The following is a 13,935-nucleotide window of genomic DNA, read 5'->3' as shown; positions in this document are numbered from 1 at the left end:
TACGGTTATATAAACTAAACAGCCACCTTTAACTATAGCTTAACCACATCGTTCACTTGTAACCAATATGGTATAAAATGTAACCCAAAGCAAGACAATAGACACCCCTTACTATTGTAAATTTAGAATATAATTTTGCTACAAAGTATGATGAAATAGAGGCTATTCAACCACGTATTAATCTTAGAGCTTTTATGGCCATTTTAGTCACCGGCGGAGCTGGATACATCGGTTCTCATACAGTGTTAGAGCTACTCCAACAAGGCAGTGAAGTTATTGTTCTTGATAACTTAAGTAACTCATCCAACGAATCGCTTAAACGCGTTAAGCAAATCACTGAAAAAGAAATTACTTTTTATCAAGGTGATGTACAAGATAGAGAATGCCTTGATGAGATTTTCAAGCATCATAACATTGATAGCGTCATCCACTTTGCTGGTTTAAAAGCTGTAGGCGAATCTGTTGCTAAACCTATTGAGTACTATCAAAACAATGTACAAGGTACCCTTACATTAGTGGATGCCATGCGTGATGCAGGTGTATTCAAATTAGTTTTTAGTTCATCTGCAACGGTTTATGGTAACCCTGCGAGTTTACCTATTCGTGAAGATTTTCCTGTGGGTGGCACAACCAACCCATATGGCACATCTAAGCTTATGGTTGAAATGATACTGCAAGACATTGTTAAATCAGATGACCGTTTTGCCCTAGCATTACTACGCTACTTCAATCCTGTAGGGGCGCACAAATCAGGCCTCATTGGTGAAGACCCTAATGATATTCCAAATAATTTGTTGCCGTATATTTCACAAGTTGCTGTAGGAAGGCTCGAAAAACTCAGCGTATTTGGCGATGACTACAATACAAAAGATGGTACCGGTGTTCGTGATTATATCCATGTGGTTGATTTGGCGTTAGGTCACTTAAAAGCACTAGAACGCATTGCCGATAATACAGGCGCCCATATTTATAATCTTGGCACAGGAAACGGCTATTCAGTACTAGAGATGGTCAACGCTTTCGAGAAAGCCAGTGGTCAAGCCGTACCTTACCAAATATCACCACGTCGCTCTGGCGATATAGCCGCCTGTTATGCTGCAACTGAAAAGGCATTCAATGAACTAGGTTGGCAAGCTGAGCGAGGTATTGATGAAATGATGCAAGATACGTGGCGTTGGCAAAGCAATAACCCTAATGGTTATAAGTAATCAGCCAGTATTAGCGCTTTAAATATGTTTTTAAGCCGGTGTTTGTACCGGCTTTTTAAGCGGCGAATAATTTTTAATCTACACTAAACCTCAAGCTGTATGAGTGAGGTTTACTTAAATGGTTATTCAATATTGAATTAGTTTTCGGATGAATCATATTCCTCACGAGGTCTATTTGATACTAACTTTTGCAACCAGTAGCCATCATGCTTTTCAAAAATATTTAGCCCTTCTCTTGTGTTCACTAAAATATTATTACCAACAGTCGTGTAATAAAGCGGGTTTGGGTCAATCGATATTAATGCGTGCACTATACCAATCAAGTCATCAGAAAGGTGTTTTTCCAAAGCGTTCACATCTTTGATGCCCATTGTGATGTAATCATAAAGTTGCTTCGCTGTTATATCAGACTTTAATTTATGTACAGATGCGTCTGCTACACCTACGCACTTATCATAAAAGTCCATACCTAGCATAGTTTGCTTATCCTCACACAAAGATAAATCTGAAAACTGTGCAAAGCATGTACTTGGTAATAATAAAACTAAAAACTTTTTCATTGTGCCACCTGATAACGCTCTGCGATATTCCAGCTTCTCCAATCGGCGAATAACTTTTCAAACTGCACTGGGCTTTGCGCAAAGCTACTTTCAATCGCCTGTATATCCCACATGGTTTTAATTTGAATACCTGCACTTAATGCATTCAAAACAGCTGCTGTTTTAAATGCAGGTATACCAGTTTTTAATTCTAAAGTCTCGCCAGCGGCATCAGCTGATGCTTCGGACATAAAAGCTACTTTAGATAAATCTGAAGTTGGATCTGCAGCAGATAATAATTTGGGTATAGCTTTCTCTGTTATTAATCTAGTTAAATCTTTATATAAAGCGATTTTGATTAAATTACATCGCTGAGGGCTATTAACAATATGACTGTATTGTGACTTAGATAGTTTTGCACCAGATAACATATCCGCGCTCGTTGCAATCGCAACACAGCCCATAACGGTTTTTGTATCTGCATTTCTGATTTTATCGCGCAATACACCTATATTTCGTTCGATCATTTTTTCAGTTGACATAACATTCCCTCGTTAATAAAAGAAAAAGGGTACATCAATTTTTGATTGCTTTCTATACTTGAATGTTCTTGTTGGTCAAAAGCAAATACAGCTCGTAAATTATTTTAAAAATAGTTTGGGTAGTTTCTGTTAGTAGGTGTTTACTGGGAAAGCTTGTAAAAATGGTGGCCCCTCCCAGACTTGAACTGGGGACCTAACGATTATGAGTCGTGTGCTCTAACCAACTGAGCTAAGGGGCCATGCTATTAGCGAAAGCTAATTTTTTAGATGCGTTTATAGACATAAGTCTCTAAAGCGGGTTGCAGTATAAAAACTTTTTTTAGCCTTGTCACTAGCAAAACTCTTTATTTTAACAATCAATACTCTAACTGCTCAAATAGTAAACTTATCTATTTTTCAATTACCTCTGCTATGCTGGCTAGTTTGTAGGCGTCGATATTGTCCTAGATCAAATAGCAGAATGAGTAAACTCGTTAAAATGGTCACTCTATTAATTGCGGAGTGCTGACTGTGATAAATTTACCAAGCTGGGATCAATCTTTGATCAACAAATACAATATTTCTGGGCCTAGATACACTTCTTACCCCACTGCATTGTCTTTAGCTGATGGTTATAAACAACAAGATATGATCAATGCGATTGCGGCCTCGAAGAGCCGTTCTTTATCTTTGTATATCCATATCCCATTTTGCAGTCAGCTTTGTTATTACTGCGGTTGTAATAAAGTGATCACTCGTCATCAATCGAAAGCCGATTTATACCTGGATAACTTGGCGCTTGAGATTGCTGAGCAGGCAACGCTATTTGCTGATTATAGCGTTGAACAACTGCATTTAGGGGGGGGAACACCAACCTTTCTATCGGCAGAGCAAATGAGCCGTTTAATGGCATTGGTTGAGCAGCACTTTAATTTTGCTGATGATGCCGAGCGCGGTATTGAAATTGACCCTCGTTCTTTAGCTGATGACATGCTAGTACACCTGCGCAAGCTTGGCTTCAATCGTGTCTCGTTTGGTATTCAAGATTTCAATGATGCTGTACAGCTGGCAGTTAATCGCCCGCAAAGCGTGCAGTCAGTAAAAGGTTTAATCAGTGAGGCTCGTAAGCTTGGCTTCAAATCAATTAATGCAGATATGATTTACGGTTTGCCACTACAAACTCCAGAGAGCTTTAAAGAGACGATTGCGCAGTTAATTGAATTAAACCCAGATCGCGTCTCGGTATTTAACTATGCTCATTTACCAGATAGATTTGCAGCGCAGCGTAAAATTAAGGATGCCGACTTACCGTCTGCTAGTGACAAGCTCACAATGTTTAAAAATACACTTGAGCAGATGTTAGCTGCAGGCTATCAGTTTATCGGTATGGATCACTTTGCCCGTAAAGATAATGAGCTCGCTATTGCACAAAACGAAGGTCAGTTACACCGCAACTTCCAAGGCTACACCACGCATGGTCAATGTGATTTATTAGGCTTAGGTGTGTCGTCAATTTCGCAAATTGGCAATGCCATTTTACAAAATGAAAAAGAGCTTAAGCACTATTATAAAGCTGTGCAAGAAGGTTTTGGCAGCGCGGTATGTAAAGGTGTTTTACTCAGTGATGACGATACCTTGCGTGCAGCTGTAATAAAACAACTGATTTGTCAGTTTGAGCTTGATATTCCTGTAATCGAGCAGCAGTTTAAAATTAACTTTACAAGCTATTTCAGTGAAGCTCTACTCGCTCTCGAGCCATTACGTGCTGATGGTTTAGTGTCAGTTAGCCAAGATAAAATCACGGTCACTGCACGTGGTAACTTATTTATTCGTATTATTTGTATGTGCTTTGATGCGCACTTACAACAACAAATCAAACAAACACGTTTTTCACGGGTTATTTGATATTTTCACGCCCAAACTAAAAAGCAGAGCAATAAAGTGCTCTGCTTTTTTATAACGGCTTTACCAACCCGCTTAATTGAATACGACGTTTTCACTGCCAGGTGCAGCTTTAAATTCTTCGATCAAACGTGCACAATCTGCTTTTATCTCGTCGCTATGTTGCTCTTCTGCACGCCAACGAGTTGTATCCATCTTGAAAACCTCTTTTTTAGAGTATTTTTTACGGGCATCGTGAGTTGGCATATCTTTGACCACTTCGTACATTTTAAAGATGCCAGGATAGCGCTCACTCAGCTCGAACTCTTCAGCAAAGCTGTATTGAGACATCAATACCCAGATACGTAAGCAGCCTTCTGAAAATTCACACTGCTCTTCATTCATAGCACGCGCTATCAAGTGAATGCTATCAGCCAATTTTGCGTTACGTTTCATTTTTGATGCTGCAAGCTGCTGCTCATGCTCAGCCTGCTTCTTGGCGATCAGCTTATTTTGCTCTTTTAATTTATACAGAAGTTGTCCTGCATAAAACGCAAGCCCTGCGATAATTGCCGCACCAATTACTATGGCAATAATCAAGCTCGTGCTCATCGCTCATCCTCATCGTCTTCATCAAACCATTCGTTGGCTAAGTCATCTGATAGGTACTTATCAAAATCAGACTCACCTTCAGCGTCAAAGTCATCTTCAAAGTCGTCTTCGTAATCATCATCTTCATCTTCAATACCTAAAAGCTCACAGAGCGCTTGGTGACGCGCAATACGGCTGTTAAAGTATTTGGCATCTTTGCCTGTTAGTAACTCGCCACGTTCATGACGCTCAACAAGCTTAAGCAGGCGCTCGTCACTTTCAAGTGCTTCTAACTCTTGCTCTGGCGTTAACTCAGGCTCATTCACCTTTTTGAGCTCAACCATTGGTTTTAAGTTACGTTTCATTTCAACTTTTGGTTCAGCTTTTGGTGCCACCAATGAAACAGGCTTTTTACTGCCCGTTCGCTTATCTTTAGGCTGACTGTTTGTTGTCGCTTTATCATCTTTTAAAGCATCAGGTGCATTGCGAGTACCGGCTTTTGCCCCTTTTGTTTTCTTTACTCGCTGCTCTTTTAATGCGCGCATTTCTCTAAGCTTTTCTTTACTTAGACGTACTGGACCATTCGATGGAATTTTACGCGACTTTTTCTTTCTACTCATATCTTGATCGTCTCACTTAAGAGGTTGTGCACAACGCCTCTAGGCATTGTAATGCTGGCATAACCAGAAGAATTTGGTGTGTGCGGATGATATTGGTCAACACGATAACCTGCGCACTTTTTATACTTATCGTATAAACGGGGGCTATTGTAACAGGACAAATAAAAAGGCGGTAGAGAAAACATCTCTACCGCCTACTAATCTGAGCGCCAGTTATCTGGACACTTCTCCCTTCGACTTTTTTAGTCTTTATTATTTTTATTATTATTGTTTTCCATTTTGTTATTATTTTTACCTTCCGTGTAGCATTCCATTTTGTTTTTATTATTAAACTTCCATGAGCTTTTATTATTCTCGGTCAATCCTGACACTTTTTTGTTATTTCCTTTAGGACACCTAACCAGTGTCTACCCCTAAAGATTCGCCGCAATGACTTTCCTTATTAACATTGTCCATGTTGTTTTATTGTTTCAGCGACAGTGGTTAATTTACTTATTAATAATTTTGTTACAACTAATTTATATAACTTTTCTCACATTGAAGATATTGAAACAAGCTCATTTCATTCAATAACAATAAGTTACATTTAAAGATAAAATAAAAATAAGACTTAGCTCACACCAAGGTATGGTCAATGTCTCACACAAGAGTAGGATATTTCGACACAGGATAAAGATAAAAAAAGCAGCTTACGCTGCTTTTTCCAAACTAAATAAATTTTAGTGCGAAGCAATACAGCTCGCAATCAGACTTTAGTGTAAGCCACCTAAGTATTTTGAAAGCACTTCGATGTCTTTATCTGTTAGTTTTTTAGCGATGTCTTGCATCATACCGTTTAAGTCGTTATTACGCGTGCCATCACGGAACTTTTCAAGTTGCGACTTAATATATTCAGGATGTTGAAACGAAACTTTCGGGAATTTAGCAAGTGACGTGCCGTTACCACGAGGACCGTGACACGCCGCACATGCTGGAATGCCACGCTCAGCATCGCCTGCTTTATAAAGCTGTTGACCTACTTCGACTACATCTTTAGGTGTTGTACCTTCAGACATATTTAAAGAAGAGAAGTAAGCTGCTAGATCTTTCATGTCTTGATCGCTAAGTGGCATTGCCATGCCACTCATGACTGGATCCATACGACCTTCTTTGCCACCAGATGTCATACCTAATTTAAACTCTTGTAATTGTTTATAGATATAATCTGCGTGTTGGCCTGCAATTTTAGGGTAGATAGTAACCGGTGCATTACCGTCTGGGCCGTGACAAGCCGCACACGTTGCCGATTTCTCTTTACCTGCGTTTACATCGCCATCAAATGCTGTTGCGTTGCTTGCTGACAACGTACCAAGCAATATAGTTAAAGATAGTGCTATTTTTTTCATGGTGAATTCTCTGTTTCCGACCCTGTATCATCTACAATATGGATGTTGTGATTTCTATATTCTACACGATAATAAATTCTCTGGCACGTTTTCTGCCCACATTAAGCTCATAATTTATAGGGATTTGACTTAGATTAAGTTTCTACCTAGAAATTTTCCTCATTCAAAGCCAGCTTAGCACTCTTAAATACGCTTTTGAATGCTGCTTTAATAGTATAAAATACGAGCCTTGAGTGGATTTAGGCCACTGACTACCATTATTTTTAAAAGACTAGGAGAGCCTGTGCTCAAATCTCGTATCAAATATAATACTGCGTCCTTTGTTACTAGCGCACCTGATATCTCACGCTTACCTGCTGATACGGGGATTGAAGTCGCGTTTGCTGGTCGTTCGAATGCGGGTAAATCAAGTGCCCTCAATACCTTAACAGATCAAAAATTAGCACGTACTTCTAAAACACCAGGTCGTACTCAGTTGATCAATACCTTTGAACTTGATGCCGATAAACGCCTTATCGACTTACCGGGTTACGGTTTCGCTAAAGTTCCTATCGAAATGAAGAAAAAATGGCAAAAGTCGCTAGGTGAATACTTACAAAAGCGTCAAAGCTTAAAAGGTATCGTTGTTTTAATGGATATTCGCCATCCGTTAAAAGATTTAGACCGTGACTTAATCGACTGGGCTGTGGGCAGTGAAATTCCAGTGCTGGCACTATTAACCAAGTGCGACAAACTCAAACAAGGCGCACGTAAAGCGCAAGTTTTACACGTTCGCCGTGAGTTAAGTAGCTTAGAGGGTGATATTACAGTTCATGCCTTCTCTTCATTAAAAGGCACAGGCTTACCTGAAGTTGCTAAAAAGCTAGATGAGTGGTTTTTAGGACCAATTGAAGCTCAAGCACCTGAGTCTGAAGAACAACCAGAAGCGTAACCAATCAGGCTAAGTAATAACGCTTGGCTAATGATTCTATGTAATAGCCCTGCTCGTCTGAGCAGGCTATTTCCGCCCACTGATAATACACCTTTCTCGATACCCTTGCAGCCAAGCCATGGGCCAATTGTAAGTAAGGTACACTCACCCCAGCAAATTCACGTAGCTCTAATGGCTGTTTTTCTGATACCAACCAGTTGCGCTGTAAATTATCAACACAGCAAAGCGCACGACCTTGTTCAGTCTCTTCAAAACGCCAATCAACAATCATAAAGGGGACATCATCGACTGTGATAGCCATTTTCTCAACAGGCGTTTTTAAAAAATAGCTGTCAGCTTCTTGGCAAAGCACGGAGGCAAAGAGTTTAACCATTGCCTCGCGTTTTATTTCACTGCCGGCATAAAACCACCGCCCTTGCGCATCAATCGTTATTGGCAATTGCCCACAACTTTGTGGCTGCCATTGATCAAACGGTTTATCGGGTGTCTGAAGGGCGGCTTCTAACTCAGCAAGCGATTGCATTACTTTTCTTTATCAAGCGTGAGCGAAAAAGTAACAGGGACAGCTGTTGCAATGGATGGTAAACCCGCTAGCTTTTGTAATTCGCTGATGCCTTCTGTTACTTTGAAATCACTTGCATTAATAATAACTGGCGTAAGAGATGATACGGTTACATCGCCTTTCGGTGACATATTAGCAAGTACATCAATCGTTAACTCTTTCTTATTACCATGAAAGTCTAATTCAGCCTTTAAACCTTTTAGTACATGTTGGCCTGGTTTAAGGGTTGCAAGTGTTTTACTGAGATCTGCCGTCAAAATTGCGTTTGGAAATTCATGTGTTTCAAACAGTAATTTAGTCATACGCTCGTTACGAATTGGAATGAGAGTTTCAACAGACGTCAAATCAATCATTAATTTTAATTGACCTTGCTCGTTCAAGCCTCCTGATAGCTTTTTAAAATGGTGTGCTTCAGCGATTGAATTCTTCTTGATAGAGACAAAGCTCACTTTGCTTTGCTCATTATTAACTTGCCAGTTTGCGCTGGCTAAAGGGGCAACTAATAAACTCGATAATGAAAAGGCAGCAATTGCCATAGATTTAAACATAACGCATTCCTTCGAAAGTAAATAAGAATCACTTTTGATGGTATCATCTAGGTTAATTTGTGCAATGAATTGTATGATAAGATAAAGAAAAAGCGACTCACTCAACAAGGAGTGAGTCGGTATAGCAAACTGGGGAGAAGCTATCAATACGTTGCATCTTTTCAGATGCATCATCAACAGGATGTCCTACAGGATGAGGACGGCGCGGACTTTAGCAAATACTCAGTTAAAAATAAATTAAATCTGCTACTAAAAAACACGAATTGATAAACATATAACGAAACGATAAAACGGTCTTTTCTTGTTAACTTTAATTTTACAATAAAAGCCGTTTTACATTATCGGTTATTCAACGTGTGGCGTAAGTAACTTTTCCTTTATAAGGAGTCGTTTTGCCGTGAAGTACTTAATCATTTACGTGAGTGATCTTGTGGCTGTAAGTCGGCCAAACTGGGAGGAGTGATTGTATGTCGCGAAATCTATAAAAGTGAAAGCGCGGGATAAACCCGCGACTACATTTTAATCCTGCAGAGCCACTTGTATTTTATACTCGCGACTCCTAATTCAGCGATTAGTGAGCTTGTTGCCAGTTGTCACCACTGTCGGCTTCAACAATCAGTGGTACATCAAGCGTGGCGGCTTCAGACATTAGCTTACAAATTTCTGCTTTATAATCGTCCACAGATTCTTCTTTAATTTCGAACACTAATTCATCGTGTACTTGCATAAGTAATTTAACAGAACCTTCAGCTTGTGCGTTTACCCACTGGTGAACTTTCAGCATCGCTTTTTTGATGATATCAGCAGCGGTGCCTTGCATTGGTGCATTGATAGCAGCGCGTTCTGCCGCTTTACGACGAGCCCCGTTTCTTGCGTTGATTTCTGGTAAATGTAATCGGCGACCAAAAATAGTCTCTACATAGCCTTTATCAGCTGCTTTTTCACGGGTTGTTTCCATGTACTCAAGCACACCTGGGAAACGCTCAAAGTATTTATCAATATAATGCTGTGCTTCATGACGTGGTACATCTAATTGACGTGATAAGCCAAACGCCGACATACCGTAAATTAAACCAAAGTTAACAGCCTTTGCTTTACGGCGCATATCGCTGGTTACGTCTTCAAGATTTACCCCAAAGACTTCTGCGGCCGTTGCACTGTGTACGTCTAAACCATTAGCAAACGCGGTAAGTAGACCTTTATCTTGTGATAAATGCGCCATGATACGTAATTCAATTTGGCTGTAATCCGCAGCCACTATCTTATGCCCCTTTGCAGCAACAAAGGCTTCACGAATACGACGTCCCTCTTCCGAACGAATTGGAATATTCTGCAAGTTAGGATCCGTTGAGCTTAAGCGCCCTGTTGCTGTTACTGCTTGATGGTATGAGGTATGTACTCGCTTTGTGCGTTCATTAACCATTAGCGGTAGTTTATCTGTGTACGTTGATTTTAGTTTAGATAAACCACGGTGTTCGATAATCACCTTAGGTAACGGATAGTCATGAGCCAGCTCTTGCAATACTTCTTCAGCTGTTGAAGGTGCGCCTTTTGGTGTTTTCTTAATAACGGGAAGTGCTAGCTTTTCAAACAAAATTGCTTGCAGCTGCTTAGGCGAGCCTAAGTTAAACTTTTCACCAGCCATATCATAAGCTTCTTGCTCAAGCTCTAACAGGCGTTCGCCTAAGCGTTGGCTATGAGCAGCAAGCATATTACTATCAATCGCTACACCGGTACGTTCAATATCAGACAGCACAGAAACGAGTGGTAACTCAATGTCTTCGAAGACTGATTTTAATTGGCTGTCAGCATCAATTTTTGGCCATAGCACTTGGTGAAGACGAAGTGTTATATCAGCATCTTCTGCGGCATACGGCGCCGCTTTTTCTAGCTCAATTTGATTAAACGTTAACTGTTTTTTACCTTTGCCTGCGATATCTTCAAAGCTGATATTTTTATGGCCTAGGTATTTAAGTGCCAACGAGTCCATATCATGACGGCTACCCACACTATTAAAAACATACGACTCCAACATAGTGTCGAACTTAATACCGTTTAATTCAAAGCCGGCGTTAGCTAATACGCTTTTATCGTACTTAAGATTTTGTCCGACTTTGGCTTTGTTTTCATCCGCGAGGATTGGGCCAATTTTTGCCATAACGGTTTCTAAGCTTAATTGCTCAGGCGCATCAGGGTAATCGTGAGCAACTGGAATGTACGCTGCTTCACCCGCTTTAACCGCAAAGCTCATGCCAACCAATTGCGCCTGCATATAGTCAAGGCTGGTTGTTTCAGTATCAAAAGCAAAAAGTTCAGCGTCATTTAATTGCTTTACTAAAGTATCAAGTTGCTCTTCAGTTAAAATAGTTTCGTAGTGTGCATCAGCGACTTTTGGTAGTTCGTTAGCTTCTGTTGGCACATCCAAGTGTGTGTCAGCGTCTTTAGGGTTATCCAGTAGTTCTGCCAACCAACGGCGGAATTCACATTCGCCGTAGAGTGCAATCAGTTCATCACGATTAGGCTCTTGTAGTTTGAAATTTTCAAGCTCCGATTCAACTTCAACATCACATTTAATCGTCGCTAATTCATAGCTAAGTGGTAGATGATCAAGTGCTGCAGCAAGCTTTTCACCAATCTTGCCTTTGATTTCACTAGCATGATCAATCACCCCTTGTAATGATCCATATTTTTGTAGCCATTTCACCGCCGTTTTTGGACCACAACCATCAACACCAGGAATGTTATCGACTTTGTCGCCCATTAAGGCAAGGTAATCAATGATCAGCTCAGGCCCCACGCCAAACTTCTCAACCACGGTTTCTGGATCTGAAATGCTATCGGTCATCGTGTTAATAAGCGTTACGTGTTCATTAACAAGCTGCGCCATGTCTTTATCGCCCGTGGAGATCAGCACATGACGTTGTTGTTCAGAGGCAATACGTGCAAAGGTACCAATCACATCATCCGCTTCAACACCTTCAATACTAATAAGTGGAAAACCCATTGCTTTAATAATGTTATGCAGTGGTGCGATCTGTGTGCGTAAGTCATCCGGCATTGGTGGGCGGTTGGCTTTATATTCGCTGTACATGTCATTTCTAAAGGTTTTACCTTTGGCATCGAACACTACCACCATGTGTGATGGATCATATTGTTTGATCAAACTTTTCAGCATATTAACTACGCCATAGATTGCGCCTGTCGCTTCACCTTTTGAGTTAGTAAGGTGTGGTGGCGAATGATATGCACGGAATAAATAAGAAGAACCATCAACAAGAACAAGTGGATTTTCAGGGATCTGAGCCATGGTGAAATTGGATCCTAATTGAATAACATTAAATTGTCTGTAAGCATGCCATAAGGCTATGAAGAAAACGACTGTGAATTATTAACCAATAACGGTTTCTATAATAGCAAGCTGTGGATAACTTTGTAGATAAAACCCACAAGCAATCCTCCCGAAGAAGATTTACACTTAGGAATTTCATGTAAGTTTATGTTTTTATTTAAAAAAGATAATACGAGGTTCTTTTTTTATTATTTTACCCAATGTGGAAAACGGTTTTATTTATTCACGTCCTGTGTCTATTCGACAACGAATATAACGTCCCTTTCCATAACCGGAGGAGTATTCTAGCACAATGGATCAAAGATCATAGCGATCCTTTATACTTTTTTTAACGTTAGTATTTTATGAAAAGGCATAAACAGCGATTCATCGTGTGTTGCGAGCATTTTAACGACAAAATTATTTTATTTTGTGGTCTTACTTAGATACTTGCTACACTAAACCCAGTTGCATTAAGGAGAGATATCAAATGAAAAAAGTGGCTGTTATTTTAGCAGGTTGCGGTGTTTACGATGGCGCAGAGATTAACGAAGCAGTACTTACCCTGTTGCACATTGCAAAAGCAGGTGCGTCTTATCAATGCTTTGCACCCGATATTGACCAACTACACACAATCAACCATTTAACCGGTGAAGAAATGGCGCCTAATCGTAATGTGTTAGTAGAAGCTGCTCGCATAGCTCGTGGTGATATAAAAGCAATTACAGAGTTAAAGGTAAATGAATTTGATGCGTTAATTGTCCCAGGTGGCTTTGGTGCCGCTAAAAATCTATCTGACTTTGCAGTAAAAGGCCCTGCAGCTCAGGTGCAAAATGACGTACTAAAAGCCTGTACAGATTTTGTTAAAGCTAATAAAGCCGCAGGTTATATGTGTATTGCGCCCGCTATGCTACCTCTTATTTACGGTCAAGGTGTTAAAACAACCATTGGTAATGATACAGACACAGCCTCTGCCATCGAAAAGCTAGGCGGCGATCACCAAGCGTGTGCTGTTGACGATATTGTTATTGATGAGCAACATAAAGTCGTCACCACACCCGCCTATATGTTAGCGCAGAGTTTATTAGATGCTGATGCAGGGATTCAAAAACTCGTTAAAAAAGTACTCGAATTGGCATAGTGCGCTATTTAAGCAGCTAATTTTTATTGCGCTAACGCAAAAAATGACGGTTTTTATAAAGAAAAAGCCTTTCAGATCATTTTATAAATTGTGGCTTAGCGTTATAATCGTTCTAATTTCCGTCATATATATCGTGATTGATCACGTTCAAATCGAAGTGAGCAAGGCAAAATGAAAAAACTATCAGCTGCATTATTACTGCTAGCAACAACGGCATATGCGCAAGCATATGACAACTCTTTGACTGAAGATGCCATTAAAAAGCGTCTAGCGCCAATTGGTTCTGTATATCTAGAAGGTGATAAAGCGGCTGCTGCTGCTGAGCCAACAGGTCCACGTTCTGGTGAACAAGTTTATCAAGCCGCATGTTTTGCATGTCACGGCACAGGTGCTCTTGGCGCACCTAAATCAGCAGATGACTGGGCTCCTCGAATTGCGAAAGGTAAAGATACCTTATTAGATCACGCAATCAATGGTTTTAATGCCATGCCGCCGAAAGGGACGTGTATGGACTGTTCTGATGAAGAAATCAGTGCAGCAATCGACTTTATGACTAGCAAATAATTGCTAAATAAATAACGACGAAGGGCTTAACTCTGTTAAGCCCTTTTTTTTGCTCTTTAACTCCTCTCAAACCCAAGCAATTCGTACCTATAATCGCATATCTTCACTACTAATAG

At 40.2% G+C, this 13,935-nt stretch carries 13 protein-coding genes and 1 tRNA gene; 5 read left to right on the top strand and 9 right to left on the bottom strand.

Annotation, left to right across the window (positions count from 1 at the left end; genetic code table 11):
• The first annotated feature begins 194 nt into the window (after nt 1–194).
• Complete coding sequence (galE, locus tag PAARA_RS07965; protein WP_062568517.1) at nt 195–1,208, top strand: UDP-glucose 4-epimerase GalE; 1,014 nt, start codon at nt 195–197, stop codon at nt 1,206–1,208.
• 137 nt (nt 1,209–1,345) lie between these two features.
• Here the strand turns inward: galE and PAARA_RS07960 are convergent, their stop codons facing one another.
• From PAARA_RS07960 to PAARA_RS07950, 3 genes are all read right to left on the bottom strand, one after another.
• The gene (locus PAARA_RS07960; protein ID WP_062568516.1) at nt 1,346–1,768 is read right to left on the bottom strand and encodes a hypothetical protein; all 423 of its coding nucleotides are present in this window, start codon (nt 1,766–1,768) and stop codon (nt 1,346–1,348) included.
• Nucleotides 1,765–2,289, bottom strand: coding sequence for a hypothetical protein (locus PAARA_RS07955; protein WP_062568515.1), 525 nt, complete (start codon nt 2,287–2,289; stop codon nt 1,765–1,767). Before PAARA_RS07955 ends, PAARA_RS07960 begins: the two co-directional genes overlap by 4 nt.
• A 162-nt stretch (nt 2,290–2,451) precedes the next feature.
• A tRNA-Ile gene (locus PAARA_RS07950) sits at nt 2,452–2,528 on the bottom strand.
• 271 nt (nt 2,529–2,799) lie between these two features.
• Here PAARA_RS07950 and hemN point away from each other — a divergent pair.
• A complete protein-coding gene (gene hemN / locus PAARA_RS07945; protein WP_062568514.1) occupies nt 2,800–4,173 on the top strand; it encodes an oxygen-independent coproporphyrinogen III oxidase in 1,374 nt (457 codons plus the stop codon).
• A gap of 72 nt (nt 4,174–4,245) precedes the next feature.
• Here the strand turns inward: hemN and PAARA_RS07940 are convergent, their stop codons facing one another.
• The 3 genes from PAARA_RS07940 to PAARA_RS07930 form a co-directional block, all read right to left on the bottom strand.
• A complete protein-coding gene (locus PAARA_RS07940) occupies nt 4,246–4,761 on the bottom strand; it encodes a DUF2489 domain-containing protein (protein WP_062568513.1) in 516 nt (171 codons plus the stop codon).
• Complete coding sequence (yihI, locus tag PAARA_RS07935; protein ID WP_062568512.1) at nt 4,758–5,360, bottom strand: Der GTPase-activating protein YihI; 603 nt, start codon at nt 5,358–5,360, stop codon at nt 4,758–4,760. The genes PAARA_RS07940 and yihI overlap by 4 nt, the downstream gene beginning before the upstream one ends.
• A gap of 752 nt (nt 5,361–6,112) precedes the next feature.
• Entirely contained in the window at nt 6,113–6,745 is a 633-nt protein-coding gene (locus PAARA_RS07930; RefSeq protein WP_062568511.1) for a c-type cytochrome, read from the bottom strand.
• 283 nt (nt 6,746–7,028) lie between these two features.
• On the opposite strand from PAARA_RS07930, the gene yihA reads away from it, so the two are divergent.
• On the top strand, nt 7,029–7,676 hold the full coding sequence (yihA, locus tag PAARA_RS07925) for a ribosome biogenesis GTP-binding protein YihA/YsxC (protein WP_062568510.1): 648 nt from the start codon (nt 7,029–7,031) through the stop codon (nt 7,674–7,676).
• Nucleotides 7,677–7,680: 4 nt separating this feature from the next.
• Here yihA and PAARA_RS07920 read toward each other — a convergent pair whose 3' ends face one another.
• From PAARA_RS07920 to polA, 3 genes are all read right to left on the bottom strand, one after another.
• Nucleotides 7,681–8,199, bottom strand: coding sequence for a DUF1285 domain-containing protein (locus PAARA_RS07920; protein WP_062568509.1), 519 nt, complete (start codon nt 8,197–8,199; stop codon nt 7,681–7,683).
• Nucleotides 8,199–8,786 carry a YceI family protein gene (locus PAARA_RS07915; protein ID WP_062568508.1) on the bottom strand — a complete coding sequence of 196 codons (588 nt, stop codon included), beginning with the start codon at nt 8,784–8,786 and terminating at the stop codon, nt 8,199–8,201. Before PAARA_RS07915 ends, PAARA_RS07920 begins: the two co-directional genes overlap by 1 nt.
• A 571-nt stretch (nt 8,787–9,357) precedes the next feature.
• Complete coding sequence (gene polA / locus PAARA_RS07905; RefSeq protein WP_062568506.1) at nt 9,358–12,093, bottom strand: DNA polymerase I; 2,736 nt, start codon at nt 12,091–12,093, stop codon at nt 9,358–9,360.
• Nucleotides 12,094–12,604: 511 nt separating this feature from the next.
• Between polA and elbB the strand changes: the two genes are divergently transcribed.
• A complete protein-coding gene (gene elbB, locus PAARA_RS07900) occupies nt 12,605–13,255 on the top strand; it encodes an isoprenoid biosynthesis glyoxalase ElbB (protein WP_062568505.1) in 651 nt (216 codons plus the stop codon).
• Between the two features lie 171 nt (nt 13,256–13,426).
• On the top strand, nt 13,427–13,819 hold the full coding sequence (locus PAARA_RS07895) for a c-type cytochrome (protein WP_062568504.1): 393 nt from the start codon (nt 13,427–13,429) through the stop codon (nt 13,817–13,819).
• Nucleotides 13,820–13,935: the final 116 nt, after the last annotated feature.

It is taken from the genome of Pseudoalteromonas arabiensis (assembly GCF_001550155.1).
GTDB classification, from domain to species: domain Bacteria; phylum Pseudomonadota; class Gammaproteobacteria; order Enterobacterales; family Alteromonadaceae; genus Pseudoalteromonas; species Pseudoalteromonas arabiensis.
The sequence above is the reverse complement of the archived record's forward strand: the minus strand, read 5'-3'. Positions and strand labels throughout refer to the sequence as shown.

Coding starts and splice junctions, on each gene's coding strand:
- galE (WP_062568517.1), top strand. CDS start 195: ATGGCCATTTTAGTCACCGGCGGAGCTGGATACATCGGTTCTCATACA.
- PAARA_RS07960 (WP_062568516.1), bottom strand. CDS start 1,768: ATGAAAAAGTTTTTAGTTTTATTATTACCAAGTACATGCTTTGCACAG.
- PAARA_RS07955 (WP_062568515.1), bottom strand. CDS start 2,289: ATGTCAACTGAAAAAATGATCGAACGAAATATAGGTGTATTGCGCGAT.
- PAARA_RS07940 (WP_062568513.1), bottom strand. CDS start 4,761: ATGAGCACGAGCTTGATTATTGCCATAGTAATTGGTGCGGCAATTATC.
- yihI (WP_062568512.1), bottom strand. CDS start 5,360: ATGAGTAGAAAGAAAAAGTCGCGTAAAATTCCATCGAATGGTCCAGTA.
- PAARA_RS07930 (WP_062568511.1), bottom strand. CDS start 6,745: ATGAAAAAAATAGCACTATCTTTAACTATATTGCTTGGTACGTTGTCA.
- PAARA_RS07920 (WP_062568509.1), bottom strand. CDS start 8,199: ATGCAATCGCTTGCTGAGTTAGAAGCCGCCCTTCAGACACCCGATAAA.
- PAARA_RS07915 (WP_062568508.1), bottom strand. CDS start 8,786: ATGTTTAAATCTATGGCAATTGCTGCCTTTTCATTATCGAGTTTATTA.
- polA (WP_062568506.1), bottom strand. CDS start 12,093: ATGGCTCAGATCCCTGAAAATCCACTTGTTCTTGTTGATGGTTCTTCT.
- elbB (WP_062568505.1), top strand. CDS start 12,605: ATGAAAAAAGTGGCTGTTATTTTAGCAGGTTGCGGTGTTTACGATGGC.
- PAARA_RS07895 (WP_062568504.1), top strand. CDS start 13,427: ATGAAAAAACTATCAGCTGCATTATTACTGCTAGCAACAACGGCATAT.